Below are 24,636 nucleotides of genomic sequence, written 5' to 3' on the forward strand. Positions count from 1 at the left end.
GCTGGATCAGTTCGAGCCGTAAATACCGGAGAAGGTCTTCAGATCCTGATCGGTATTTTTCAACGCTTCCGCTGCCTTGATCGGCAGGACCTTAATGGTATCGCGCGCCGGGAAACCTTCCGGCTGCTTCATGCCGTTGCGGGCCGGGATATAGCCGAGCTTCAGGAAGCCTTCCTGGCCCTTTTCCGAGAGCACGTAATCGACGAACTTCTTGGCAGCCTGTGCATTCTTGGTGCTGGCAAGGATGCCGACCGGCTCGGTGACGGCCGAAACGCCTTCGCTCGGGAAGACAAATTCGACGGGTGCGCCCTTGGCCTTCTCGCGGATCGGCAGATAGTCGACGACCATGCCGTAGGCCTTCTCGCCGGAGGCGACCGACTTCAGGACGGCGCCGTTGCCGCCGGCAGCGATCGCGCCGTTTTCGGCGAGCGCCTTGTAATAATCCCAGCCGAGGCCGGGAACTGCGGCCAGCGTCTGGGCGTGGATCAGCGCAGCACCCGAAGCGAGCGGGCTCGGCATGGTGACGAAGCCATTGGCCTCAGGCTTCGTCAGGTCCTTCCAGCTCGTCGGCTTTATCGCGGCCGAGGTGTTGTACATGATGCCTGTCGTGATCAGCTTGGTCGAGTAATAATAGCCGTCGGCGTCATAGAGGCTGGCGTCGTATCCTGCGGCTTCCGGCGACTTGTAAGCGAGCAGCTTGCCGTCTTCCTTGAGGCGCTCCAGCGTCACCATGTCGGCGATGAGGAGGACGTCGGCGACCGGATTGCCGGCCTGGATCTCGGCCTGAAGCTTGGCGATGATCTTCGGCGTGCCGTCGCGCACCCAGTCGACCTTGATATCGGGATTGGCGGCCATGAAGCCGTCGACCGTCGCCTGCGCGTCTTCGTTAGGCTGGCTGGTGTAGAGAACGAGGCTTGCGGCCGAAGCCGGAACGGCAAAAAGGCACGCGGCAAGAAGTGCTGCGGCGGAAACGATCGTTTTCATGGGAGGGGTCCTCGGAATTGCGGTACCCCTCCCATATTAGGGGTCGTTGACAGAGATGTGACAGGGCGCAGCGGCTGCGCCGCACTCTGCACCACTGCGCTGGCGTTACTTCGCGGCCTCTTCGATAAGTTCCGCCACCTTCTGCGGCTGCGAAACCATCACGACGTGGGAAGCGCCCTCGACCACGACGGTCCGCTTGGAGCCTGCCCGCTCGGCCATGAAGCCAAGGGCTGCCGCCGGGATGTTCTTGTCGCCGGTGCCGTAGACGAACCACGACGGCAGCTTCTTCCAAGCGGGCTCGCCGGATTTTTCGGTCAGTGCCGCTTCGGTGATCGGCCGTTGAGCCGCCGCCATCAGGGCCGCCTGTTCAGCCGGCACGTCACTTGCGAACTGGTCATGGAACTTGGCCTGGTCGATGTAGAGATCGACGCCGCCTGCGCTGAGCTTCACCGGAGCTGCAAGCGCTGCGCCCAGGGTGCCGCCGGGAAATTTACCAGCGAGGTCGGCAACCGATTCCCCGGCCTCCGGCGCGAAGGCCGCGACATAGACCAGGGACTTGACGTTGTCATGGCCGTTCGCCGCGGTCGAGATCACCTGCCCGCCGTAGGAATGGCCGACCAGGACCACAGGGCCGGCAATGCTGCCGACGACGTCGGACACATAGGCGGCGTCGCTCGAGACGCTGCGCAGCGGATTGGCGGCAGCCACGACCGAAAAGCCGTCCTTGCGGAGAATTTCAACGACGCCGTTCCAGCTGGATGAATCGGCAAAGGCGCCGTGGACGAGGACGACGGTCGGCTTGGCCGGCTGAGCGAAGGCAGCACCGGACAGAAGAGCGCCCGCCAGGGCGACAACAGCAGCAAACTTGAACATGGGTCAATTCCTTTGGTCGGTTGAGTTTCTTGGGAGCAGAAGCGCGAACCGCACGCGGCGTTCACGTGCTTTCAAGTCCCGTCTTCGTGTAATTTGTAGACGATTTATTTGTACGCAATCTAAATAGCCAGCCTCATGCGCGACGTCAATAGCTTGCAAACAGATCGCGCACAAATTATATTGATTGCAGAGGAGAGCGTGATGAAAGACACCCTAATGAATGGCCTCGCCGACGTGCCGAAGATCGATGAGATGCTTTGCTTTTCAATCTATTCCGCAAGCCACGCCTTCAATCAGCTTTACCGCCCCCTGCTCGACGAGCTGGATCTGACCTATCCGCAATTCCTGGTCATGACCGCCTTGTGGGCGCGTGACGACCGCACGGTGAAGGATCTCGGCGAGACGCTTTTCCTGGATTCCAGCACCCTCACCCCGCTGCTGAAGCGGCTGGAAAATGTCGGCCTCGTCACCCGCAACCGGAATCCCGCCGACGAGCGCCAAGTGCTCTTGCGCCTGACGAAGAAGGGACACGCCCTCAAGAGCGGTGCCGCCCACGTGTTCGATTGCATCGGCAAGGCCGTCGGCCTCGATGCCGACACCGTCGGCAAGATTCGGGACACGATCGCTTCCCTCCGCGACAACATTCACAAGAAGGACAGGAACGAGACCTGACGCGAGGCGGCGCCCGTCGCGTCGTCGCCACGTCAGGACGATTTCCGTCGACAAGCCGATCGCATATTGTACGATCTGCTCGGGGCCGAGCGCCCCGCGATCAATCGCAGCCTCGGGCGGCCGCAAACTCGCCTACCCCTCACGCAGGCGTGAACACGCCGCCATTGTCATTCTATCGCGTTGAGGTACGTCAATCGCGTTCCGATGAAGGAGGAGTTTCAATGGAATATCGTCTGCTCGGCCGTTCCGGCCTGAAGGTTTCGACTTTGACCATGGGTACGATGACGTTCGGCGGCGTCGGCTGGGCGAAGATGATCGGCGATCTCGGCGTCTCCGAGGCGAAAAAGATGATCGATATGTGCATCGATGCCGGCATCAACCTGATCGACACCGCCAATGTCTATTCCAATGGCGAATGCGAAAACATCATCGGCGATGCGCTCGCCGGCAAGCGGCCGCAGGGCGTACTGCTCGCTACCAAGGCGCGCTTCGGCATGGGCGACGGTCCGAACGACCGCGGCCTGTCGCGCTACCACCTGATCCGCGAATGCGAGGCGAGCCTCAAGCGCCTGAAGACCGACGTCATCGACCTCTACCAGGTGCATGAATGGGACGGCCAGACGCCGCTCGAAGAGACGATGGAAGCGCTCGACACGCTGATCAAGCAGGGAAAGGTGCGCTATGTCGGCTGCTCGAACTACTCCGGCTGGCACATCATGAAGGCGCTCGGCATCGCCAATGAGCATCGCTATCAGCGCTTCGTCAGCCAGCAGATCCATTACACGCTCGAAGCGCGCGATGCCGAATACGAGCTGCTGCCGATTTCGATCGACCAGGGCCTGGGCGTGCTGGTCTGGAGCCCGCTTGCCGGCGGCCTGCTTTCGGGTAAGCACCGCCGCAACCAGGCAGCCCCCGAAGGCACGCGCCAGTTCGCCGGCTGGACCGAGCCGCCGATCCGCGACGAGAACCGCCTGTGGAATATCGTCGAGACGCTGGTCGCGATCGGGCAGGAGCGCGGCGTCTCGGCCGCTCAAGTTGCGCTCGCCTGGCTGATCGGCCGCAAGGCGGTCACCTCGGTCATCATCGGCGGGCGCACCGAAGCCCAGTTCCGCGACAATATCGCGGCCGCCGAGCTGAAGCTCACGGACGAGGAGCGCAAGCGCCTCGACGCCGTCAGCCTGCCGCCGGTGATCTATCCCTATTGGCACCAGCTGAACACGGCGAGCGACCGGCTCGGCGAAGCCGACCTCGAGCTTTTCGGCCCGCATCTCCAGCAATAGCGCCGGACGGCAAGCCCACCATTGCACGGCGCAAGACAAGCATTTTGCGGTGACGAACTACGTGACATCAAGAAGCTAAATCGTGGCAGCCTTATCTGAGGGATCGCGCTGCGATTTAGCCGTCACAAAAGATGCACTTTGTCAGTGTTATCGTGAGACCCCGCCACTCTCGCGAGGTTCTCATGCTGAAGAATTACAAGGTCTTGAAAGGCACCGCGAGCGCGCTCGCCCTCGATGACGACAACGATCCTCATATCGAAATCCGCATCGAGGCGAACGGCGTCAGCTACCGCATCGCGCTGAACGTCCGCTCCAAGGAGTCGCCGCACGACCTGCTCTATGCCAACATCGTCGACTTCAAGCACGGGACGCTGACAGAGGCGCTCGAAGCACTGCCGATGGGTCTGACCGACATCCGCAAAGACCGCCCCGAACTGGCGATCGATTATGTCCGTGGCGGGCTGATCGAGCGGGAGGATATGGACGTCGCGCCCTTCCAGCTGTCCGGCCCGAAGAACGATCTGCGCGAGTTCATCGAGCCGATCGTCCAGGAAGGCATTGCCGATCCCGACATCCATTTCTATGCTTTCGGTGAGGCCTGGGGGCCTGAGCACAACAAGCCGGACCAATATTTTGATTTCGAGCCCGGCAACGGCATCCACGACATCCACATGAACCAGGGCGACAATGGCGGCTTCAAGGCCACCAACGGGCCAAACCAGGATGGCGCGCTGCTCGTCCACTTCACCAACACCGGCGAATGGGCGGCGATCTTCCTCTGCTTCCAGTCGCAGAACTGGAACACCGATGCGGCGACCGGCTATCCGGTGGCCGAGGATCGCGGCGGCCAGGGCCGGGGCGAAGGCACGCGCCGGCCGCAGCCGGTCGTCGCCTCGTCGCTGCGCATCATCGCCGCGCTGATCAACCCGGTGAACCGCGCAGGCGGCATCGAGAATGAGACGGTGACGATCATCAATCGCTCCGACATATCGGTATCGCTCGACGGCTGGAAACTGGAGGACGAAAATGGCCGGACGCAGACGCTGTCGGGAACGCTTGCCGCAGGCGAGATCCGCACCATCGCCCTCGACGCCACCGCCGGTGGCCCGCAGCTCGCCAACCGCGGCGGCGACATCATCCTGCGCAACACCGACGGAGCGGTCGCCGATCGCGTCGGCTACGGCAAGAGCGAGACGGCGAATGAGGGTTGGACGACGATCTTTTGATGGGGATTCTGCCTGGCTTGCAGCTGGGTTTATTGTGAAAGCAAAGGCATGCAGCTTGCTCCCTCTTCTCCCCAGCGGGGCGAAGGTGGCCCGCATGGTCGGATGAGGGGGCCATTCGGCACACCCGTCATTGTTGCCCTCCGCTTACGCTCCATGCACTCGCGGCTTCGCCGCTCGCCCCCTCATCTGCCTGCCGGCATCTTCTCCCCGCCGGGGAGAAGGGGAATCGTGGCAACGTCTCGCTCCCTAAAACGTCTGCGGAAGTCAGATGAGGGGTACATGGCACACGCCTCCCCTAGCCTCTCCCTTTCACCCACCAATCTCCGCTGAAATCAGCTTCCCCAGCCGGCTGATCCCATCCTCGATCATCTGCTCATTCGCGCAGGAGAAGCTGACGCGGAAGGTGTTGGCGCCGGAGCCGTCGGCGAAGAAGGCTTTGCCGGGCACGAAGGCGACCTTGGCGGTCTCGAGCGATTTCGCCAGCAGCTTGGCGCCGTCCATGCCTTCCGGCAGCGTGATCCAGATGAACATGCCGCCTTCCGGCTTCGTCCAACTCGCGCCTTTGGGCATGTACTTCTCGAGCGCCGCCAGCATGCAGTCGCGGCGATGGCTGTAGGCCGCTTTAATCTTGGCGACCTGCTTGTCGAAACCGCGCACGGCGACATCGGATATCGCTATCTGATTGATCGTTGAGGAATGCAGATCGGCCGCCTGCTTCATCAGCACCAGCTTGCGGATGACAGGCGCATTGGCGACGATGAAGCCGACGCGAAGGCCGGGCGCCAGCGTCTTGGAAAAGCTGCCGCAATAGATCGTTCGCGTGTCGTTGATATGGCCCTTCTCGGCGATCTCCAGCGCCAGGATCGGCGGGATCGGCTCGCCGTCGTAACGCAGCGACTGGTAGGCGGCATCCTCGATGACGGCAATGTCGAGCTCTTCGGCGAGCGCCAGCACCCGCTTGCGGCCGGCGAGATCGACGGTTTCGCCGGTCGGATTGGAGAAATCTGCGGAGAGATAGGCGAATTTCACCTTGCCGCCGGCAGCCGCAGCCGCCACGCGGTAGGACTCGGGCGTCCGGTTGCCGCTCGGCGTCAGTTGGTCATAGGCCGGCTCATAGGCATTGAAGGCCTGCAGCGCGCCAAGATAGGTCGGCCAGGTCACGAGCGCGGTATCATTGGGCGAAAGAAAGAGCTTTCCGAGATAATCGAGCCCCTGCTGTGAGCCGGAGACAATGAAGACATTGTCGAGCTCGCAGGGAATGCCGAGGGCGGCCATCTGCTTGACCAGCCATTCGCGCAGCGGCTTGTAGCCTTCGCTGACCGAATATTGCAGCGCCGAATTGACGGCGGCACCTACGAAGATATCGGCATAGGCCCGCTGGAATTCCTCGGCCGGAAACAGCGCCGGATCCGGAATGCCGCCGGCAAAGGAAATAATGTCGGGCTGGTCGAGAAGCTTCAGGAGCTCGCGGATTTCGGATGCGCGCATGCGCGATGAGCGCGACGCAAACATGGTGTCCCAGTTCAGCATGGAGGTTTCCTCGTATTTTCTGTACCGCCGACAAATCATGCGGCGGAAATTATGTCAATAATGCTGACCTATTTTCTTGTAATAGCGATAAGTTGGAGATCACATATTCCAAAGCCTGGGTATGAAATTCGCGAACGTCAGTCCCGATAAGAATGAAGTTCCCGAATCGACCGATGGTGACGCCATCCTCGATCGCAGGCGCTCGATTCCGAATTTGTTGCTCGACGTCAGCCACTTCAAGCGATTATTCCTCTGATCAAGCCGAAACCGGCTGCTTCAGACCTTTCCAAAACCGGCTCGGCGGCGGTAGTGTCGCCGCCACTATTCAATTTACTATCAAGGTGCCAGCAATGACCGTGATGTCGGCCTCTCCTGAAATCAAAATCGAACTCCACAAGACCCCCGTCTCGGACGCCGACCGCATCCAGGCACTGGAGACGCCCGGCTTCGGCAAGATCTTCACGGATCACATGGTGCTGGCGCGATGGACGGCCGACAAGGGCTGGCATGATACGAAGGTTACGCCCAGGCGACCCCTGGAGCTCGATCCTGCGAGCGCCGTGCTGCATTACGCTCAGGAAATCTTCGAAGGCATGAAAGCCTACAAGGCAGACGATGGCCGGATTCTGCTCTTTCGGCCTGAAGAGAACGCACGCCGCTTCGCGCAATCGGCAACCCGGATGGCGATGCCTCCCGTGCCCGAAGAACTCTTTTTGAAGGCGGTCGAAGCACTGGTCCGCGTCGACAAGGCCTGGATTCCGGCTGGCGACGCCAGCCTCTACCTTCGCCCCTTCATGTTCGCCAACGAGGCGTTTCTCGGCGTTCGTCCGGCTCAGGAATATATCTTCTGCATCATCGCCTCACCGGTCGGCGCCTACTTCAAGGGCGGCGCGAAGGCCGTCTCTCTTTGGGTCGAAACCGAATACACCCGTGCAGCCAGCGGCGGCACCGGCGCTGCAAAATGCGGCGGAAACTACGCAGCCAGCCTCGTGGCGCAAGCGGAAGCCGCGAAGAGGGGTTGCGATCAGGTCGTCTTCCTGGATGCCGCGGAGCATCGCTGGGTCGAAGAACTCGGCGGCATGAACGTCTTCTTCGTGATGAATGATGGATCGATGGTGACCCCGCCCCTTGGCGGCACGATCCTGCCGGGCATCACCCGGGCTTCCGTCATCGTGCTCGCGGAGGAAAGGGGCTTGCGCGTGGAGCAGCGTCCCTACTCCTTCGCGGAATGGCAGGAGGATGCCGCCAGCGGCAGGCTTGTCGAAGCGTTCGCTTGCGGCACTGCCGCGGTCCTGGCGGGCATTGGCCTGGTTCGACATGCGGGCGGCGAGTTTCTGGTCGGAGACGGACAGACCGGCAAGCTGACCAGCGAACTGCGACAGCAGCTCGTCAGTCTGCAGAAGGGCGTAACGAACGATGAGCACGGCTGGACGCGCCTCATCCCGGCCTGACCTTCAGACCTTTCACGCGAACGGCGGCGCCAGCACTGACATGGTGGGCGCCGCTCTCGGCCTCGCCTTCAAAGCAGCCGGGCTGACGACAGTTCTCGAACTTGCCGACGCCGATGCAATCATTAAAGAAGACTGACCCTCATGTGACCCAAGCGCTCGACGGCGGGCGGCAACGCTTCTATCACGGGGTGGGGAATCGTAACAGGCATCAGGGACAGCTGAACCGGCACGCACGGACGGCAGGAAATTCAATGGCGAAAATGACGATCTCGCTTCCGGATAATCTGGCGGATTACATCTCGCGCCGTGTCGCAAGCGGCAGATACGACAGCGCCGACGCATTCCTGGCGGAGCTGATCGCGAAGGACCAGGACCATCGTAAGCTCGAGGACGACGAACTGCGCGAGATCCTGAGGCAGGCCGAGGAGAGCGGTATCAGCGACCGGCGCATTCCCGACATTTTGTTGGAAACGAAGGTGAAGCTGCGTGACATCAACCTATAGGCTGACCCGAACGGCCGACGCCGTACTGTCAGGCATCGACGAATATGCCAATCTACATTTCGGCGAGGCGCAGGCGGATGCCTATCTTCTTGACTGGGATCGGATTTTAATACTTCTCTCGCGGGTGCCCTCCATGGGCGATGAGTGCGACGCACTTGGCGCCGGCCTGCGCCGCCTCCTCCACATGCGTCATGTCGCCTTCTACCGGCAAATACCCGACGGCATCCTCGTCATCGACATCATCGGCGCCGACCGGCTTGCCGAAAGGCATCTCCAATCCAACCGACGATCCGGACCGGCCGCTCCCCATGCCCCATGACAGCACCTCCGCCTTCTACGACAATAACGCAGCGATATACGCCAATCGCGCGCGCAGCCTGCCGAAACAGAAGCTCGACACTTTTCTTGCCCGACTTGCGCCGGGGGCCGCGATCCTCGAACTTGGCTGCGGCGGCGGACAGGACAGTGCCTACATGCTCTCTCAAGGCTTCGATGTGACGCCAACCGACGGTTCACCCGAACTCGCGGCACAAGCCGAGGCGCGAATCGGCAGGGAGGTCAGGGTCATGCTCTTTGAGGATCTCAACGCCGAGGCCGCGTTCGACGGCATCTGGGCCGAAGCGAGCCTCCTTCATGTCCCGAGAACGACCCTGGCCGACGTCTTCGCCCGCATTCACCGCTCGCTCAGAACCGGCGGCATCCTCCACGCAAGCTTCAAGTCGGGAGAAGCCGAAGGGCATGATGGCTTCGGGCGCTATTACAACTATCCATCCGCCAATTGGCTGTCGGCGCTTCTGACGGCAGGCGGCTGGCGCAACCTCGCCGTCGAGGAAAGCGATGGCGGCGGATATGACGGCATGCCGACCCGCTGGCTCATCGTGAGTGCGCAACGATAAAGGTCGGAGCTTCGCCCCGTGTTTGGCGGCAGTCTTGGCGCCCGCCGCGCGTTCAGGCGACAACATCGTACTCCTCCCGCGCATGTCACGGGAATGACGGACGGAATTTAACTGCCTCCCTACATTGTCACTCCGGCGGTACGCGCGAAAGGCAGCAGCCGCTATTGGTCGAGGAGGCGGTTCGTAAGCCAGTGCCGCTGCAACGGAACCATCCGCTGCCTCCACGGTTGAATCGTATATCTGCGCACTTGCCTCTCGGAGCATGCCATGGCTGTACTTTCACCCGACGATAGAGACGCGGCCGCCTATCCGATACAGTCACTCTTCGTCCCGTTCCCTTTCGTCTGCTTCACGCTTGCGCTCGCGACCGATATCGCCTTCTGGCAGAGCAACAACCTCATGTGGCAAAACTTCTCCGCCTGGCTGTTGTGCGCCGGCCTCGTCTTCGGTGTGATTGCGATCCTGGCTGGTTTGATTGACCTCGCGCGGCCCCGCACCCGTCCGTTGCGGTCGGCTTTCCCGTCTGTGCTTCTCTACCTGATCATCCTCGCCCTTGCCTTCCTGAACAGCCTTGTCCATGCCGGCGACGGATGGACTGCCGTCGTGCCTTATGGACTGGCGCTCTCGGCCGTTACTTCAGCGCTTTGCCTGGTGGCAGCCGCTGTTTCCGCCCGCAAATATGCCAGATTGGCCTGGAGGGTATGATGATGAGATCCCTCATTCTCGCCACCTCGGTTCTGTCGCTTTTCCTCGGATTCGGTACGTCGGCGCGGGAGGCCGAATTCGATCTGTCGCAGCAGATCGGCCCGGATCCGGTTCTGCCTGAGCCATCTTCCTCCCTGATATCTGATCTCAAAGTCGCGGAAGTGGTCGGCTGGAAGGAAGGAGAGACTCCTGCCGTTCCCGACGGCTTGAAGATCAGTGCCTATGCGAAGGGCCTTGCCAATCCACGCACGGTCCATACCCTGCCAAACGGCGACGTGCTCGTCGTCCAGTCCCGCGGCCCGACCGGCGAACCGACCTCGCGGCCGAAGGATCTCATCCGCGGCTGGATCATGTCGATCGCCCACGGTGGCAGCGGTGAACAGAAAGAGAGCAATATCATTACCCTGCTGCGTGACACCAATCGCGACGGCACCGTCGATGAACGCCATGACCTGCTGAAGAAGCTCGATTCTCCCTTCGGCCTTGCCTGGATAGACAATACGCTTTACGTCGCCACGACGAGCGCCATCCTGGCCTACCCTTACGAACTCGGACGGAACGAGGTCGCCGCGCAGCCGAAAATCCTGACGCCGCTTCCCGGCGGCCCGATTAATCATCATTGGACAAAGGATCTGGCCCTCAGCCCCGACGGCCGGACGCTCTATGTCTCGGTCGGATCGAATTCCAATATCGTTGAGAACGGGCTCGAAGCAGAAAAAGGTCGTGCAGCGGTCTGGCAGGTCGACCGGCAGACCGGCGCGGCCCGCGTTTTCGCCTCCGGTCTGCGCAACCCCAACGGCCTTGCCTTCAACCCCGAAACGGGTGCGCTCTGGGTTGTCGTCAATGAGCGTGACGAGCTCGGCCCAAACCTCGTTCCCGACTATATGACCTCTGTGGAGGACGGCGGCTTCTACGGCTGGCCTTGGAGCTACTACGGCAACCACGTCGACGCTCGCGTTCATCCGCCACGAACCGACATGGTCGAAAAGGCAATCCGACCGGACTACGCCCTGTCCAGCCATGTTGCCGCGCTCGGATTGACCTTCTCGATGAATTCCGCGCTTCCAGCCGCATACGCCAACGGCGCCTTCATCGGCGAGCACGGCAGCTGGAACCGGAATAGCTTCAATGGTTACAAAGTTGTCTTCGTACCGTTCCAGAATGGCAAGCCATCTGGCAAGGCGCAGGACGTCGTCACAGGCTTTATCCAGGGCGATCAGGCAAAAGGGCGACCGGTCGGAGTGGGGATCGATGGGACGGGAGCGTTGCTTGTTGCCGATGATGCCGGCAATACCGTTTGGCGCGTCGCTTCATCCGACGGCAAAGTTACGCCGCAGCCAATTGGCACTGACCAGCTTTCCGGGAATCCGCAAAGCTCGACGAATTCGAACACGGCGCGGACTTTCGATTCGAACCCCGGCATCGGAACGGAAACGACGAATTCCACCACCCAAACCCAGGGACATCGAGCCTCGTCCGACGAGCGCTTGACGGGCCAGAAACCACTTTCCGGACCGCCGGACAAGTTTCAGCCTGTGCAGATGCAGATTGCCCCTGCGGCCGGCCCCTAAGGACTTGGTGAAGGCCCAATTCGGAAGAAGGACTGAAACGACATCCGGATAAACGCCAACGGAGGTTTGGCATGCCGACCACATCCCGGAAGTTCAAACGACTCCTAAGCGCGCTATCGCTCGCCTTGGCGATCCTCCCCCTATCGCTCCAGGCGAACGCACAGGCGCCGCCTGACAAATGCGTCGCCCCGTCACAGTCAAACCAGGATCGCGATTCAGCGGATGACCATCAAGATCTCTCCAAGAAACTGGATGATTGCAACGGCGAACTCAGGCCTCCTCCCATCGGCGACACCGAAATGGTGGAACCGGCGCCCGACACCGGTAATTCGCGCATCATCCGTCCGGGAGATATGCCGCCCAACACCAATCCGTCGCACAATTCTGATGACTAAATTCACCGTCCAGAGATCTGTGTGTAGGCCGAGAAGGACCATCTCGCACACAATTGGCGGGTTTTTCTTCTTCAGCGGGAACCGAAAACCATCAAGAGGGTTCGACCACATCTGACGAAGCCGGCCCAAGCTGAACATGCCGCAGGTATCTCAAAAGCGGACGAAGACTGGAGGGGGAGATACCGAAGATCCCTTATTGACCACCTGTCTCCCTGGATGGATCGCCCGTTCGCTCGCCAGAAGCGGAATTCACCGAATGAGCCAATTGGCAGATTTGAAGAATGCCGAACTCCTCAAGCTCGCGGGGATCGGCCCCCGGTCCGTCGAGCAGATACGGTCGGCGATCAGAAAATTCAAACGTAACCGGACACACGTCTCGGCGGCGCGGTCGAAGCAATGATTGACGCTGCGGATCGGAGTACGGAATGAACGAGAAGGCTCGACTGGAAAGGGACATCGCAGCCCTGAGACCATGGTTTCACAACCTGCGAATTAGCGGCGTACAGACCGCGCCTGATCATTTTCTTGGTGACTACCCGTCCTTCAAATGGGCCCACTTTCAGCAGGTTGTGCCTGAAGATCTCCGGGGGTGCAGCGTTCTCGACATCGGCTGCAACGCCGGATTCTATTCACTTGAAATGAAAAGAAGAAATGCCGGACGGGTCGTCGGAATCGACTCCGACCCGCATTATCTCAGGCAAGCCGAGTTCGTAGCCAGACAGACAGGTGAGGATATCGAGTTCAAGCTGATGTCGGTGTACGAGGTGGAAAAACTGAAGGAGAGATTTGACCTGGTCCTTTTCATGGGTGTCCTTTATCACCTGCGGCATCCGCTGCTGGCACTCGACCTTCTGCATGAGCATGTCGTTGGCGGCCAGATGCTGTTTCAATGCATGCAGCGGGGGGAAGAGGAAGTCGCGGCACTCAGCGAAAATTACGACTTCTTCAACACGACAGTATTTGAGCAGCGCGGCTTTCCCAAAGTGTATTTCTTGGAAGAACGTTACGCTGGCGACCCCACAAATTGGTTCATTCCGAACAAGGCGGCGGTCGAAGCGATGCTGAGAAGCGCCGGGTTTGTCATTCGTGCCAATCCGGAACGGGAAGTTTATCTGGTGGAACATGGAAGCCGCCACCCGATGGCGGAACCGCCTCCGTCACTTTGCTGAAAAACTTCGGATCCAGACCGCTTCCGCAGTCAGGCTCCGATCAACTGCGGCAGGCGGTCCAGGTAGCGTTTGATAGTGCTTTCAATCCGCTCCCTCTCGGCGTCATCGACGCTCGCCCTCGCCTGCGACCACAAACCTATCTGGAAACCGAGATAACATGCCTCGAAAAGCTTGAGCACATCATCGCGCAAATCGCAGTCCGCTTCCTGAGCGACGAGATCGGCAAGACGATAACGCTCCTTACTCGAGAGTTCGAATTCCACGCAGGCGCCCACGACGTCCCAGGCAATGTCCTGGCACCCGATCAGATCGTGGGCCGCGTTGTGATCGAGCGCATCCGTCTTCACGATGCGCCCGCTGGTGGTCGTCAGCCATTCCCATGGGTGAAGCCGGTTGTCCGTATCGACCCGTCGCAATCGTCCGGCTAGCCGCTCGGGCGTGCTTATCAGGCACCCCAATTTTTCTGCCGTATCCGATCCTGCCGCTTCCGCAATATTGAAAATCGCCATCTCACACAGTTTCTGGATCGACGCGCCGCCGTTTTGCGCCGGGAGGTGACGGGCACGAAAACCGAGATAACGTCCGAGGTGATCCGCGATGTCGCGCCTGCTTGCACCACTATGGTCGAGGGGCGTTCCATCCAGCCATTCGTCGATGACAAATCCGTAACAGGTCCCAGCAATCTTCGGAATAAAACCGGCTTCGCTCAGCAAGGAGCCTCTTCTGGCCTTGTCCGAGTCGCTCCCGCCAAGCCCGGCAAACTTGACAAGCCACGCCCCTCCTTCGGCTTCCATCAGGAATTTGCGTTTTTCCATCTGCATATAGCTCGGCGGCCAATGTGAAGGATCGCGATACCGAACCGCGCGCCATGCGCCACCGGAGAGGTCCCGCCAGGACGAACGCGCAACGCCGACAATATCGGCCGCCCATGTCTGCAGACGATGTTTTGGATCTTGGGTCTTGAGGGTCAGCTCGTCGAAGCTGACGACATGGCGTGGCCGATCCCGCCAACGGGTCCGATGCGGCTCGCTTGCATGCGGGCCTAGTTCACCCGTGTGGCTCGGGAAAAAATGAAGCCGATCAGACGCCACGCCGTTCTCCTGCAACCAGTCAGCGACGCAGCCGAACGAGCTCCCCGATAGCCCCGGCCCCTCATCGACGATGGCAAAATCGGTGCCATGGTCGGCGAGAATCCGCTTGGAAAGAGCCGGTGTGACGCGCACGTACCGCTCGAAGGGGTGGCCAGTCGGGCGCAGCGAATAGGCCGGCTCGGCATCCAAGGCTGCAGAAACAAGAGCCGCGAGTCCGGTCCCGATGCTTCGGATCCCGATGACGACTGTTTTAGACGTCAAGTTTGAGATCGAAGCCGCCTCGATATAGCTCTCGGGATACAAAGCATAAAAGGCGTAGCCCTCTGCGCGCTTCATTCGCACCGGATCGGCGCTGGCGAGAGATTCGAGTTTAGTTGTCCAATCCTCTGGAAAGGACAAACTGCCGGAAAATCCGTTTCGCCACGATCGCATGATCTCCCGTGCCTGCATGCGCAGAAATTTCGCGCCTGCATCCTGAAGCTCGGAGATATCGTCCGCGCTTTTTCTCCCGAATTCCTGATCGGCCAGTCCCTGAACCAGTTCTCCAGTCAGGATGAATGCTCGAACCAGGGTTTCGTGGCGCTGCCGGCTCGGCTGCATTTCGATGCTCGCCATCATCATTCTTGAAATCGATGCGCGTACTGCCGCTGCGTTCTCGATGTGCTCGACATCGCCATAGACCAGCATCCGGTCCTCCTTCCTTGCAGCAATGCCTGCCCGAGCTGGTTAGATCATCGTCAGACGCGATCGAAAAAAACGGGAAGGTCGGGAACCGGCGCAGTTCCCGCTTGTTAGCTTTGTAGATGCCTCAGCAAGCAGCCCTTGGAGGGAACCATGCGTTCGAAATCCATTCGCGTTGGATTGGTGGGAGTTGGCAATTGCGCCTCGTCATTGGTTCAAGGACTTACCTACTATGATAACGCCCGGGAAAACGAGCCGGTTCCAGGTCTCATGCACATTGATCTCGGCGGATATCATGTGCACGATATTGAGATATCTGCGGCCTTCGACGTCGCCGCTTCAAAAGTAGGGCGCGATGTCGCGGAGGCGATATACGCCGAACCAAACAACACGCAACGTTTCGCAGACGTCGCTCCGCTTGGCGTCGAGGTGAAACGCGGCAGGACGATGGATGGGATAGGGAAGTATCTCCAGGATCGGATCGAGGAATCGGCGGAGCCGCCGGCGGACGTGGCGGAAATCCTCAGGCAAACCGGGACGGAGGTGCTAGTTTCCTATCTTCCCGTTGGCTCGGAAGAAGCAACCAAGTGGTATGCCGAACAGGCGCTGGCGGCAGGTTGCGCTTTTATCAATTGCATTCCGGTCTTCATAGCCTCCAAACCGGAATGGCAGCAGAAGTTCGCAGCCCGGAAGCTGCCAATCATCGGCGACGATATCAAGAGCCAGGTGGGGGCAACGATCGTCCACAGAATGCTCGTCAATCTCTTCCGCGAACGGGGCGTCCGTGTGGATCGGACCTACCAGCTCAATTTCGGCGGAAACACCGATTTTCTCAATATGCTGGAGCGCGAGCGGCTGGAATCGAAGAAAATCTCCAAGACCCAGTCGGTCACCAGCCAATTGGATATTCCGCTTCCTGCCGACGATGTACATGTCGGACCAAGTGACCACGTCCCTTGGCTCACCGATCGTAAATGGGCTTATATCAGGCTCGAGGGCACCACTTTCGGGGGCGTGCCGCTCAATGCGGAGCTCAAGCTTGAAGTGTGGGACTCGCCCAATTCAGCCGGCGTTGTCATCGATGCAATACGCTGCGCGAAACTCGCCCTCGACCGAGGCCTGGGCGGAGCTCTGACAGGGCCGTCGAGCTATTTCATGAAATCGCCGCCGCAGCAGTTCACCGATTACGAGGCCCGCCGCCGAACGCAGAATTTCATCGATGACCAGGAGGATGTTCTGCGCGGAGCTGCGGAATGACGGCAACCTTCTTCCTGGTGCGTCACGCCGCGCATGACAATGTCGGGAATTTTCTGGCGGGCCGTGCAGCCGGTATTTCGCTTGGCGAATCCGGACGCTCGCAAGTTCAGCGTCTCGGGGAGAGGCTACGCCGAGAGGACATCAATGAGATCTACACCAGCCCGCGCGAACGAACACGGGAGACTGCAGTAGGTATCGCATCAGCCTGTGGCCTGTCTCTGCCGCAAACAGACGATGCTTTGGACGAAGTGAATTTCGGCAACTGGTCCGGAAAAACCTTCGAAGTTCTCAATGATGATCCCCTTTGGCGCCGATGGAATACCACACGCAGCCTCGTCCGCACGCCAGGAGGCGAGACGATGCTGGACGTCCAAACTCGGATTTTCGGGCTCATAGAGACATTGGCCCGTCGCGGCAACGATAGGCGCTTAGCGCTGGTGTCTCATGCCGATGTCATCAAGGCGGCTGTCAGTCATGTCCTGGGACTGCCAATCGATGCTTGGCCGAGATTTGATATTGCGCCCGCCTCCGTCACGACGGTTGCGATCGGCGACTGGGGTGCAAAAGTGATGACGCTCAACGAAGTGACCTTATAACCCGTTCGTTAAATCCTGCCCGGGGAAGTCAAATGATCGAAGCTGCAATGATCTGGAACGAGCCGAACAACAAATCGCACTGGGATCCTGAGATCGATCCTGAATGGAGCCTGTTTGCGCAAATGGCAATCCTGGCGGCCGATGCCATCGCAGCCAAGAATCCAGAACTGACGAAGGTGCTCGGCGGAATATCTCCAATCGACCCCTTCTTCATCAGCCGCATGAAGAATTACGGCGTGCTCGATCACCTCGATGCCGTCGCGCTGCATGGTTTCCCGCTCGACTGGAATCTCTGGCAAATTCATGAGTGGCCGGAGAAAATCAACGAAATACGCGCTGTCACCGATCTGCCGATCTGGGTCAGCGAAGTGGGCGTCTCGACCTTCGGCGCGGAGGAAGTGCAATTGTGGGGCCTGCAACGAACTGCCGAGTTGCTCAAGGGCAAAGTCGAGCGCTGCCAATGGTACAGCCTCTACGACCTCCCTCGATCATGGGAGGCAACAACGCGTCATCGCGAAGCCGAAGGCTCCTCCTACTATCGGCACTACTATATGGGCATTCTGCGCGAAGACGGAACGCCCAAACCGGCGCTTGAGGAGTTTGCCAAACACACGCCTGATTTAGGGCTGGTGCAATGGTTCCACTTCGAAGACCCGCGGCTGGATCAGGCTGCTGCCTGGATGAGACGGTTAGGCGTGAAATCTGTGCGCACCGGACTTTCCTGGGCGGACCGATTCCGGCCCAACGCCCTCGATTGGTTCGACCGGCAGATGCAGGCCCTCGAAGATTTCGACGTAACGGTGACGTTCTGCTTCACGCCGGAGCATAGAGGTATCGCGCCGCACCATACCAGTGCGCCCCTGGTGCCCGAAGAATTCGCCGGCTTCTGCGAAGAAATGGTCGAACGTTACGCACCACGCAGAGATAGCGGATATGTGTCGCGCGTTGCCAAGTCAGGAGCCCGACTGCTGGGGCTTGAATCACGTGCGTCCCTCGGAGCCGGCTAAACCCAGGCTCCGGGCTATCCTGCCGATCGGTCCTCGGGAATAGGCTACCCCCTGATAGCATGCCAAGGCAGCACGAGCCCACAGAATGTAAAGTCTGGGCCTTTGCAAAAAAACGGCGATCGAAAAGACGCGATGACTCCAGAAGCTGATCCAACAGCGCATGATGTAAACCGCCATGCGCTGTCGGGACAAGCCATGTCTGCCGGGACGGACGCGTTTTCGCGGGCGCATGCTCAAACGAGGCCAGGTCAGCCGGAATGCGAGACCCTCGCGACGCTGGCGGAATCCGGCGGCCTGGGTGGCTACGACAAAGTCGGAATCGACGTAAGACAGTGTGATCCTCTTCTCAGCAATCCCCGCATGGATCACATCTAGAAGTGCTGTTGAGCGGACGATCACCACGTTGGTTCCTCTTCCATCAGAGGAGTAGGGCTCCTTCCAGGCATCCCCGAAAGCGATGTCGGCCGTTTCTGCCACGACGTCGTCGCAGAAATTGCAGGCGGAGTTCTGAAAGAAACCCGCACCCCAGTCCCCATCGACCAGATGCCACCAGTCCTGGGCGCACGTCTCGCCGTTTTCGAGTGTCAGCTCAGCCCGATACCAATTCGCAGGCCGATCCTGGGTTTTCTTCCTGTAGTCGAGCCGTTTAACCTTCCCGATGTCCTGCCCCATCTGCCATGCGAAGCTCTCGGCCATTCGCGCGCTTTTCATGTGGCCGCAAAACAGCCCAAGCGTGAAGGCAATTCGCTCCTTCAATACTGGGTCATCGGCACAGGCCAGTCGCACCGCCTTGATGAAACAAGGAATCCCAACCACGGCATACCGGCCCGGCGCCTCGCGAATGGACTGAAGTACTCCGGAAAGCTCGACTGGATAATATCGAGATTTAGCGCCCGCCTGAAGTTCCTGCAGATCACGTGACAGCGAATAATGAAACAGGCGCCGTTCCGATTGCGGATCATCGCTCTCCTTGACGTGAGCAACACCGTCGACAAGCCCCAGGCGCAGCAATTCCGCTGCCACCCAGGTGACCATTCCGCCGGAGCTGCCGTTCGAACGGTATTCCCCTTCCTCGACATGGCCGACAAAGGCAGCCTCGTAACGACCCAGCAGAGGGTCTCGGTTTTTCGCACCGGCAAAACATTCGGCCGCCAATTCATCCTCGTCCCGGGCCACCGGTGAAAACGGGCAAATTCGCGCAAAATCTTCATCACGGGCCTGCAACCACGTCTTCGGGCCTGCCGGCTTCATCTGCCCGTACCGGTCGAGTTCCATGTGAACATCAGGTCGCGCTGACCTTGCGACACAGGAGCCGCAGCCGATGCAGCAGCCGGAGCCTGCAATATCCTTGGGAGCCATGCCTGGCGCGAGCCGATTCTTTTGACCGGAGCTATTGCAAGGCATGGCTGAGATAGGCGTTGGATGTGTCGCGCAGCGAAGATATCCGCTGCGAAATGCCCATAGGAAGGGGATTGCCGAGGATGCCATCCAGATGCGTGGAAGTCGTATCTTCGGTCAGAACATGATCTTCAGCTCGGACGAGCCGCGTTAGATCGCGAATCTTGTTGGAACGGTAATCGGAGAGGACGCATGCAAACGGCTTCTCGTTGACAAGCGAGAACACGCATCCATGAAAGAAGTTCGTCACGACAGCCTTTGCTTCGGAAATAAAGCTGGCGAAGTCCTCCGGGCCGGCGTCAATCCATTGCTCATCGGCCCAATCGTTCCGATAGCCGATGCTGACGAGCGGATAGTCCCGGTCTCCTGCCCACCGGCGCACTGCATCCTGAAACCATGTGGGAAAACTGTGGCCGTAGACGGCTATATAGGGTGCCGCCTCCCCGTCATCCCGGCTCGCCTTCATCGTCTGCGGAAATTGCAGGCAGGGGTCGAGAACGAGTTCGGGCTCTATTCCCAATGTATCGCGGATGATCCGCTCCGAATGGAGGTCCCGGACAGAAATATGAGAGAACTTTCGCAGCTTTTCCGCCCACCCCTCCAGTCGCTCCGACGATGTCAGACTTCCAAACGTCGCGGCATAGGAGACAAGACGCCCGCATCGCAGGCCTTCTCCATAAAACACCGGATACCCGCCATACCAGGGATGGCGAAGGTTCCACACCTCGTCGCTGCCGACGACGATGAGCGAATAGTCGTCCATCGCGGCTGGGTTCTCCAAGGGAAAAGGCGATGAAAGAGGCAAGCTGGCAAACGATTGAAAGAATTTCCGGATCTTCGCTTTGTAGAGCGGGTAGTCTTCCTTCGGCGTTGCGGCAGGAAGCAGCGGTTGCAGCGCGCATTGCCATTCCGCGCGGTTCACGCGATCAGACATGTGTTCCAGAAGAACGGCTTCTACTCCCATGGACGCGAGGCCCTCGGCCAGACAGCGTGCCTGCCAATAGGAGCCATAATTTATGCAGCGATGAAAGGTAAGAATTCCGGCCTTAGTCATCTGGTCCCTGAAGCAGATCGAATAGATTCCACTAACCGACCAACTCCAGTTCCGTTCCCAACAAACCGCAGCTCGCCGCTTGGTTCGGGAGCAGCTTTCTTCAGTATGTCGCAATGGATCAGATAACCCCCAGCTCAGGCGGGGGTTATCTGCAGTCTGGAGGCTGGAGCTTTTACTCCGGCCTTTCCGTTTTGCTTCGCTGAAACAGCTTAGTTGACCGATTTGTCGACCAGCTTGTTCTTGCCGATCCAGGGCATCATGCCGCGCAGCTTGGCGCCGACTTCCTCGATCTGATGGCTGTCGTTGTTGCGGCGGATACCCTTGAAGCGGGCCGCACCCGACCGGTATTCCTGCATCCATTCTGAGGTGAACTTGCCGGTCTGGATGTCCTTGAGCACGCGCTTCATCTCAGCCTTGGTTTCTTCGGTGATGATGCGCGGGCCGGTGACGTATTCGCCCCACTCGGCCGTGTTGGAGATCGAGTAGTTCATGTTGGCGATGCCGCCTTCATAGATCAAGTCGACGATCAGCTTCACTTCGTGCAGGCACTCGAAATAGGCCATTTCAGGCGCATAGCCAGCCTCAACCAGCGTTTCGAAACCGGCGCGGATGAGCTCGACGAGACCGCCGCAGAGAACGACCTGTTCGCCGAAAAGGTCGGTTTCGCATTCTTCGCGGAAATTGGTTTCGATGATGCCGGAACGGCCGCCGCCAACGCCGCAGGCGTAGGAGAGAGCGAGTTCAAGGGCGTTGCCGGAGGCGTTCTGATGAACGGCAACGAGGCAGGGAACGCCGCCGCCCTTTTGGTATTCGCCGCGAACCGTGTGGCCCGGGCCCTTCGGGGCGATCATGACGACGTCGACGGAAGCCTTCGGCTCGATCAGGCCGAAGTGAACGTTGAGACCGTGGGCGAAAGCGATGGCAGCGCCGTCGCGGATGTTCGGAGCGATGTCCGACTTGTAGATGTCGGCCTGGAGTTCGTCCGGCGTCGCCATCATCATCAGGTCGGCCCATCCGGCGGCTTCGGCGACGGTCATGACCTTGAAGCCATCGGCCTCGGCCTTCTTGACGGTGGGCGAACCGGCTTTGAGCGCGATGGCGACGTTCTGGGCGCCGCTGTCCTTCAGGTTCAGCGCATGGGCGCGGCCCTGCGAGCCGTAGCCGATGACGGCGACCTTCTTGGCCTTGATGAGGTTGAGATCGGCATCACGATCGTAATAGACGCGCATTTGAAGTTCCTTCCCTTGTGCTTGTCCTGTTGACTGTCATTAAGGCGAAATCAGCCGAGAGCCGGCATCTCCGCCAGAACCTTCTCCGTGCCGTAAAGCCGGAGGAAGGCGGTCACCGCCCTCTCCGCCTGGCGTGCGGTATCCTTGAGGCCCGGTTCGCCGAGCAGCATGCGCACATGCAGGTCGGAAACAACAAGGCCGTAAAGCGTGTGATAGGCTTCGTCGGCATCGGCAAAACGCAGGAGCCCTGCCCTCTTGCCGGCATCGATCAGCGCCATGGCGCGCCGGTCAATCTGGCGGCGGCCGCGTTCGAGCAGGAGCTTGCCGAGCTTCGAGCCGTCGCGGTGGGATTGGCCGATCGCCAGCCGGTTCAGCGCCAGCGAGACGTCGCCGGCAAGCACTTCCAGCAGGTCGCGGGCGAAGATGACGACATGGTCGTGCAGGCTCGTCGCCGTAAGCCGTTCGCCATTGCGCTCGAAGGTGCGCACCTTGCTCGCCTGATAGGCGATCATCGCCGACAATAAGCCGTCGCGATCGCCGAACCACTTGTAGAGGCTTTCCTTCGAGCAATTGGCGGCGCGCGCAACACCGGAGGTCGTCAGCGCCTTCTCGCCGCCATCAACGAGCAGCCGCAGCGCCTGCTCCAGAACGGCGTTCTGGCGCGACGAAAATTCGCTCGGCTCAGCAATATCGACGGACACGGTCACGGCTCCCATATACGTACCGTACGGTACGGTTCGCAACCTTTATGCGGCAATCCGATCAGGCCGTCAAGCAGGCCCGGCAGATTTTTATACGGGAAAGGCTGGTGGCGCACCAGAATTGGATAGGCGGACACCGGATTGAGATTCCATAATGCTGCATAATGTCATTTGCCTGGAGCCTTCTATGTCGCGTCTACCTGCTGCCCTTCTCCTAGCCGGGGCGATGCTCCTGGCGACGACGCCCCTCACCGGTCGCGCCGCCGCCCAGTCGGATAGTGAAGTCTATAACCGCATCGAGGAATTGCACGGCGATGCCGCCGACTTCGACCGGCCGCTGCGCCAGCTCGTCCAGGCGATGCGCACCGGCGATGCCGAGACCATCGCAGGCCTTGCCGAATATCCCCTCAGCGTAAAGGCAGATGGCGAAACCTATGATGTCGAAAACGCCGAGGATTTCATCGAGAATTTCGACGATCTGGTGATGCCGGAGACCCGTCGCGCTGTCGGGCGCCAGCAATATGAGGATCTCTTCGTCAGCAGCGAAGGAGTCATGCTTGCAAATGGCGCGGTCTGGATGGGTGCAGTCTGCGACGACAACGCCTGCGAGGAAAGCCATTGGGCGATCATCGCCATCAATAACTAGTCCGCGGCATATGTCGCGCAGCGCTGTCAGCCATCGCTGCGAAGCTTGCGCGCCAAAGTCTGAAGCTCCTTGAACGCTTCGTAACGCTTGCGGTGAAGATCTGAAATCTTGCCCTCTGACGGCTGAAAACGCTTTTCCACCTTGGTGAGTTCGCTCATTGCCTCGCCAACATCGGCAAATTGCCGGCCGGCGACAGCGCCGAGAATGGCCGCTCCCAGCAATACCGGCTCCTCGGCCTTCGTCGCAACCACTGGCTTGCCACTCGCATCGGCGAGCACTTGGCGGACGAAATCGTGCTGGCCGGCGCCGCCGCTGATGACGATGTTGTCGACGGTGACGCCCGCCTCGGCCTGTGTTTCGATTATCTGCCTGAGGCCGTAGCCGATGCCGCAAAGCCCCGCGACGTAGAGCGAGACCAGGCCTTCGAGATCCCGCTCCATGCCGAGACCGGCGATAACAGCCCGGGCATGCGGATCGGCAAAGGGCGCGCGGTTGCCGAGAAATTCGGGAACGACATGCAGCCCGGCCGCCAGCCTGACGGCGTCGGAAGAACGGCCCGCCTTGTGGGTGGCCATGTCGGCAAGCAGGACCGGCAGCGCAACGCCGGCGCTCCTCGAAAGCTCCCTCGCCTCGCTGGCCGCGGGATGGAAGGAGAGGAGATGGTCGATCGCCGCACCGGCGGCGCTCTGGCCTCCCTCGTTCAGCCAGAGGCCAGGCACCATCGCCGAATAATAGGGCCCCCAGACACCGGGCACGAAAGACGGTTCTGTCGTCGATGTCATCGTGCAGGAAGAGGTCCCGAAGACATAGGCAAGGTTGGCTCGCGGATCGGCGCCGACGGTTCCGACACCGCCCGCATGAGCATCGATCAGCCCGGCTGCCACGGCAGTTCCGGGCGTCAGCCCGAGTTCCTCCGCCGCAGCCGCACTCAGCCCCTGGCCGAGCGCCGAACCGGGCTCGACAATGACTTTGCCGATGCGGGCAAACCCTTCCTCCGCCAGCACGCCTAGACCGATCTGATGGAAATAACCGCTGTCCCACCGCTTCTCATGAGCGAGATAGGTCCATTTGCAGGTGATCGTGCAGGTCGAGCGCGAGAGGTCGCCGGTCGCTCGCCAGGTGAGGAAATCCGCAAGATCGAAGAATTGCCAGGCGGCATCGAATACCTGGGGGCGGTTTTCCCTGAGCCAGAGAAGCTTGGGCGTCTCCATCTCGGGCGAGATGCGGCCGCCGACATAACGCAGCACGTCATGCCCGAAGGCGTTGATGCGCTCCGCCTGCGGGACGGCGCGATGGTCCATCCAGACGATAATATCGCGTTCCGGATCTTCCGAAGGCCCGACGGGAAGCGGCTTGCCGCCTTCGCCGAGGACGACGAGCGAGCAGGTGGCGTCGAAACCGAGCCCGACCACTGAAGCCGGATCGACGCCGGCTGCGGCGACGGCCTCTCGCACAGCCGCGCAAACGGCGCTCCAGATTTCGCTGCTCGATTGTTCGACGATGGAACCGGCTTCATGAAACAGGCTGATATTCCGCTTGGCGGAGGCAAGCATGCTGCCGGCCATATCGAACAGGCCGGCCCGGGCGCTGCCGGTGCCGACATCGACGCCGATGACATATTTGGCGCCGGCTTCTGCGGTATGAGATGTGTCGCTCATGATCTCTCGTTTCGGATCGGCAAGGATCGGGTTGATTAGCAGCTGCAGTCGATTTTCAATGTC

The 24,636-nt window shown here is 60.2% G+C and carries 24 protein-coding genes; 15 read left to right on the forward strand and 9 right to left on the reverse strand.

Annotation, left to right across the window (positions count from 1 at the left end; all coding sequences use genetic code 11):
• Positions 1 to 6: 6 nt before the first annotated feature.
• Together NMA58_RS12775 and NMA58_RS12780 are read right to left on the reverse strand one after the other, a co-directional pair.
• Positions 7 to 984 carry an ABC transporter substrate-binding protein gene (locus tag NMA58_RS12775; RefSeq protein ID WP_434710372.1) on the reverse strand — a complete coding sequence of 326 codons (978 nt, stop codon included), beginning with the start codon at positions 982 to 984 and terminating at the stop codon, positions 7 to 9.
• Between the two features lie 105 nt (positions 985 to 1,089).
• Positions 1,090 to 1,857: an alpha/beta fold hydrolase gene (locus tag NMA58_RS12780; protein WP_097598046.1), complete on the reverse strand. Its 768-nt coding sequence runs from the start codon at positions 1,855 to 1,857 to the stop codon at positions 1,090 to 1,092.
• A gap of 201 nt (positions 1,858 to 2,058) precedes the next feature.
• Here NMA58_RS12780 and NMA58_RS12785 point away from each other — a divergent pair, with 201 nt between their 5' ends.
• The 3 genes from NMA58_RS12785 (at position 2,059) to NMA58_RS12795 (ending at position 5,035) form a co-directional block, all read left to right on the forward strand.
• Positions 2,059 to 2,529, forward strand: a complete 471-nt coding sequence (locus NMA58_RS12785; protein ID WP_434710375.1) for a MarR family winged helix-turn-helix transcriptional regulator — start codon at positions 2,059 to 2,061, stop codon at positions 2,527 to 2,529.
• Positions 2,530 to 2,750: 221 nt separating this feature from the next.
• Complete coding sequence (locus NMA58_RS12790; protein ID WP_434710377.1) at positions 2,751 to 3,809, forward strand: aldo/keto reductase; 1,059 nt, start codon at positions 2,751 to 2,753, stop codon at positions 3,807 to 3,809.
• A gap of 182 nt (positions 3,810 to 3,991) precedes the next feature.
• The gene (locus NMA58_RS12795; protein ID WP_434710378.1) at positions 3,992 to 5,035 is read left to right on the forward strand and encodes a DUF2278 family protein; all 1,044 of its coding nucleotides are present in this window, start codon (positions 3,992 to 3,994) and stop codon (positions 5,033 to 5,035) included.
• Between the two features lie 309 nt (positions 5,036 to 5,344).
• Here NMA58_RS12795 and NMA58_RS12800 read toward each other — a convergent pair whose 3' ends face one another.
• Positions 5,345 to 6,565 (reverse strand): PLP-dependent aminotransferase family protein, encoded by a 1,221-nt coding sequence (locus NMA58_RS12800; RefSeq protein WP_434710380.1) that lies wholly within the window; start codon positions 6,563 to 6,565, stop codon positions 5,345 to 5,347.
• A gap of 350 nt (positions 6,566 to 6,915) precedes the next feature.
• On the opposite strand from NMA58_RS12800, the gene NMA58_RS12805 reads away from it, so the two are divergent.
• From NMA58_RS12805 to NMA58_RS12840, 8 genes are all read left to right on the forward strand, one after another.
• On the forward strand, positions 6,916 to 8,016 hold the full coding sequence (locus NMA58_RS12805) for a branched-chain amino acid aminotransferase (protein WP_085778677.1): 1,101 nt from the start codon (positions 6,916 to 6,918) through the stop codon (positions 8,014 to 8,016).
• A gap of 251 nt (positions 8,017 to 8,267) precedes the next feature.
• The gene (locus NMA58_RS12810) at positions 8,268 to 8,519 is read left to right on the forward strand and encodes a ribbon-helix-helix domain-containing protein (RefSeq protein ID WP_183702550.1); all 252 of its coding nucleotides are present in this window, start codon (positions 8,268 to 8,270) and stop codon (positions 8,517 to 8,519) included.
• Entirely contained in the window at positions 8,503 to 8,838 is a 336-nt protein-coding gene (locus NMA58_RS12815; RefSeq protein WP_085778679.1) for a type II toxin-antitoxin system RelE/ParE family toxin, read from the forward strand. The genes NMA58_RS12810 and NMA58_RS12815 overlap by 17 nt, the downstream gene beginning before the upstream one ends.
• A complete protein-coding gene (locus NMA58_RS12820) occupies positions 8,828 to 9,415 on the forward strand; it encodes a class I SAM-dependent methyltransferase (protein ID WP_434710383.1) in 588 nt (195 codons plus the stop codon). Before NMA58_RS12815 ends, NMA58_RS12820 begins: the two co-directional genes overlap by 11 nt.
• A 267-nt stretch (positions 9,416 to 9,682) precedes the next feature.
• Positions 9,683 to 10,120 carry a DUF2231 domain-containing protein gene (locus NMA58_RS12825; protein WP_085778681.1) on the forward strand — a complete coding sequence of 146 codons (438 nt, stop codon included), beginning with the start codon at positions 9,683 to 9,685 and terminating at the stop codon, positions 10,118 to 10,120.
• Entirely contained in the window at positions 10,120 to 11,691 is a 1,572-nt protein-coding gene (locus NMA58_RS12830; protein ID WP_434710385.1) for a PQQ-dependent sugar dehydrogenase, read from the forward strand. The genes NMA58_RS12825 and NMA58_RS12830 overlap by 1 nt, the downstream gene beginning before the upstream one ends.
• A gap of 71 nt (positions 11,692 to 11,762) precedes the next feature.
• On the forward strand, positions 11,763 to 12,086 hold the full coding sequence (locus NMA58_RS12835; protein WP_434710387.1) for a hypothetical protein: 324 nt from the start codon (positions 11,763 to 11,765) through the stop codon (positions 12,084 to 12,086).
• Positions 12,087 to 12,511: 425 nt separating this feature from the next.
• Entirely contained in the window at positions 12,512 to 13,255 is a 744-nt protein-coding gene (locus NMA58_RS12840; protein WP_430958396.1) for a TIGR04290 family methyltransferase, read from the forward strand.
• Positions 13,256 to 13,284: 29 nt separating this feature from the next.
• Here NMA58_RS12840 and NMA58_RS12845 read toward each other — a convergent pair whose 3' ends face one another.
• Positions 13,285 to 15,033, reverse strand: coding sequence for a hypothetical protein (locus NMA58_RS12845; RefSeq protein WP_434710389.1), 1,749 nt, complete (start codon positions 15,031 to 15,033; stop codon positions 13,285 to 13,287).
• Between the two features lie 147 nt (positions 15,034 to 15,180).
• Between NMA58_RS12845 and NMA58_RS12850 the strand changes: the two genes are divergently transcribed.
• Genes NMA58_RS12850 through NMA58_RS12860 form a run of 3 tightly spaced genes read left to right on the forward strand, consistent with a single transcriptional unit; the run spans position 15,181 to position 17,887 of the window.
• Positions 15,181 to 16,284 carry an inositol-3-phosphate synthase gene (locus tag NMA58_RS12850; RefSeq protein WP_430958394.1) on the forward strand — a complete coding sequence of 368 codons (1,104 nt, stop codon included), beginning with the start codon at positions 15,181 to 15,183 and terminating at the stop codon, positions 16,282 to 16,284.
• A complete protein-coding gene (locus NMA58_RS12855) occupies positions 16,281 to 16,880 on the forward strand; it encodes a histidine phosphatase family protein (RefSeq protein ID WP_434710391.1) in 600 nt (199 codons plus the stop codon). Before NMA58_RS12850 ends, NMA58_RS12855 begins: the two co-directional genes overlap by 4 nt.
• Before the next feature lie 32 nt (positions 16,881 to 16,912).
• Complete coding sequence (locus tag NMA58_RS12860) at positions 16,913 to 17,887, forward strand: beta-xylosidase (RefSeq protein WP_434710393.1); 975 nt, start codon at positions 16,913 to 16,915, stop codon at positions 17,885 to 17,887.
• Here NMA58_RS12860 and NMA58_RS12865 read toward each other — a convergent pair.
• From NMA58_RS12865 to NMA58_RS12880, 4 genes are all read right to left on the reverse strand, one after another.
• On the reverse strand, positions 17,861 to 19,162 hold the full coding sequence (locus NMA58_RS12865; protein WP_434710395.1) for a Coenzyme F420 hydrogenase/dehydrogenase, beta subunit C-terminal domain: 1,302 nt from the start codon (positions 19,160 to 19,162) through the stop codon (positions 17,861 to 17,863). The two genes, NMA58_RS12860 and NMA58_RS12865, sit on opposite strands and share 27 nt — an antisense overlap.
• 115 nt (positions 19,163 to 19,277) lie before the next feature.
• The gene (locus NMA58_RS12870) at positions 19,278 to 20,339 is read right to left on the reverse strand and encodes a polysaccharide pyruvyl transferase family protein (RefSeq protein WP_434710397.1); all 1,062 of its coding nucleotides are present in this window, start codon (positions 20,337 to 20,339) and stop codon (positions 19,278 to 19,280) included.
• Between the two features lie 209 nt (positions 20,340 to 20,548).
• Positions 20,549 to 21,568, reverse strand: coding sequence for a ketol-acid reductoisomerase (ilvC, locus tag NMA58_RS12875; protein WP_138393227.1), 1,020 nt, complete (start codon positions 21,566 to 21,568; stop codon positions 20,549 to 20,551).
• A 50-nt stretch (positions 21,569 to 21,618) separates the two neighbouring features.
• Positions 21,619 to 22,284 carry a TetR/AcrR family transcriptional regulator gene (locus NMA58_RS12880; protein ID WP_176536237.1) on the reverse strand — a complete coding sequence of 222 codons (666 nt, stop codon included), beginning with the start codon at positions 22,282 to 22,284 and terminating at the stop codon, positions 21,619 to 21,621.
• A gap of 172 nt (positions 22,285 to 22,456) precedes the next feature.
• On the opposite strand from NMA58_RS12880, the gene NMA58_RS12885 reads away from it, so the two are divergent.
• Positions 22,457 to 22,915 (forward strand): hypothetical protein, encoded by a 459-nt coding sequence (locus tag NMA58_RS12885; RefSeq protein ID WP_434710399.1) that lies wholly within the window; start codon positions 22,457 to 22,459, stop codon positions 22,913 to 22,915.
• A 26-nt stretch (positions 22,916 to 22,941) separates the two neighbouring features.
• Here the strand turns inward: NMA58_RS12885 and NMA58_RS12890 are convergent, their stop codons facing one another.
• Entirely contained in the window at positions 22,942 to 24,573 is a 1,632-nt protein-coding gene (locus NMA58_RS12890) for an FGGY-family carbohydrate kinase (RefSeq protein ID WP_434710401.1), read from the reverse strand.
• Between the last annotated feature and the right edge of the window lie 63 nt (positions 24,574 to 24,636).

Origin of the sequence: Rhizobium sp. YTUHZ045 (assembly GCF_051124255.1) — a bacterium.
In the GTDB taxonomy this organism is placed as follows: domain Bacteria; phylum Pseudomonadota; class Alphaproteobacteria; order Rhizobiales; family Rhizobiaceae; genus Rhizobium.

Bases quoted from the DNA above. Each gene is read 5' to 3' on its own strand.
- NMA58_RS12865 (WP_434710395.1), bottom strand. From the start codon at position 19,162: ATGGAACTCGACCGGTACGGGCAGATGAAGCCGGCAGGCCCGAAGACG.
- NMA58_RS12780 (WP_097598046.1), bottom strand. From the start codon at position 1,857: ATGTTCAAGTTTGCTGCTGTTGTCGCCCTGGCGGGCGCTCTTCTGTCC.
- NMA58_RS12845 (WP_434710389.1), bottom strand. From the start codon at position 15,033: ATGCTGGTCTATGGCGATGTCGAGCACATCGAGAACGCAGCGGCAGTA.
- NMA58_RS12790 (WP_434710377.1), top strand. From the start codon at position 2,751: ATGGAATATCGTCTGCTCGGCCGTTCCGGCCTGAAGGTTTCGACTTTG.
- NMA58_RS12830 (WP_434710385.1), top strand. From the start codon at position 10,120: ATGATGAGATCCCTCATTCTCGCCACCTCGGTTCTGTCGCTTTTCCTC.
- NMA58_RS12885 (WP_434710399.1), top strand. From the start codon at position 22,457: ATGTCGCGTCTACCTGCTGCCCTTCTCCTAGCCGGGGCGATGCTCCTG.
- NMA58_RS12850 (WP_430958394.1), top strand. From the start codon at position 15,181: ATGCGTTCGAAATCCATTCGCGTTGGATTGGTGGGAGTTGGCAATTGC.
- NMA58_RS12810 (WP_183702550.1), top strand. From the start codon at position 8,268: ATGGCGAAAATGACGATCTCGCTTCCGGATAATCTGGCGGATTACATC.
- ilvC (WP_138393227.1), bottom strand. From the start codon at position 21,568: ATGCGCGTCTATTACGATCGTGATGCCGATCTCAACCTCATCAAGGCC.
- NMA58_RS12860 (WP_434710393.1), top strand. From the start codon at position 16,913: ATGATCGAAGCTGCAATGATCTGGAACGAGCCGAACAACAAATCGCAC.
- NMA58_RS12800 (WP_434710380.1), bottom strand. From the start codon at position 6,565: ATGCTGAACTGGGACACCATGTTTGCGTCGCGCTCATCGCGCATGCGC.
- NMA58_RS12855 (WP_434710391.1), top strand. From the start codon at position 16,281: ATGACGGCAACCTTCTTCCTGGTGCGTCACGCCGCGCATGACAATGTC.
- NMA58_RS12775 (WP_434710372.1), bottom strand. From the start codon at position 984: ATGAAAACGATCGTTTCCGCCGCAGCACTTCTTGCCGCGTGCCTTTTT.
- NMA58_RS12835 (WP_434710387.1), top strand. From the start codon at position 11,763: ATGCCGACCACATCCCGGAAGTTCAAACGACTCCTAAGCGCGCTATCG.
- NMA58_RS12785 (WP_434710375.1), top strand. From the start codon at position 2,059: ATGAAAGACACCCTAATGAATGGCCTCGCCGACGTGCCGAAGATCGAT.
- NMA58_RS12825 (WP_085778681.1), top strand. From the start codon at position 9,683: ATGGCTGTACTTTCACCCGACGATAGAGACGCGGCCGCCTATCCGATA.
- NMA58_RS12820 (WP_434710383.1), top strand. From the start codon at position 8,828: ATGCCCCATGACAGCACCTCCGCCTTCTACGACAATAACGCAGCGATA.
- NMA58_RS12880 (WP_176536237.1), bottom strand. From the start codon at position 22,284: ATGGGAGCCGTGACCGTGTCCGTCGATATTGCTGAGCCGAGCGAATTT.
- NMA58_RS12795 (WP_434710378.1), top strand. From the start codon at position 3,992: ATGCTGAAGAATTACAAGGTCTTGAAAGGCACCGCGAGCGCGCTCGCC.
- NMA58_RS12840 (WP_430958396.1), top strand. From the start codon at position 12,512: ATGAACGAGAAGGCTCGACTGGAAAGGGACATCGCAGCCCTGAGACCA.
- NMA58_RS12805 (WP_085778677.1), top strand. From the start codon at position 6,916: ATGACCGTGATGTCGGCCTCTCCTGAAATCAAAATCGAACTCCACAAG.
- NMA58_RS12870 (WP_434710397.1), bottom strand. From the start codon at position 20,339: ATGACTAAGGCCGGAATTCTTACCTTTCATCGCTGCATAAATTATGGC.
- NMA58_RS12890 (WP_434710401.1), bottom strand. From the start codon at position 24,573: ATGAGCGACACATCTCATACCGCAGAAGCCGGCGCCAAATATGTCATC.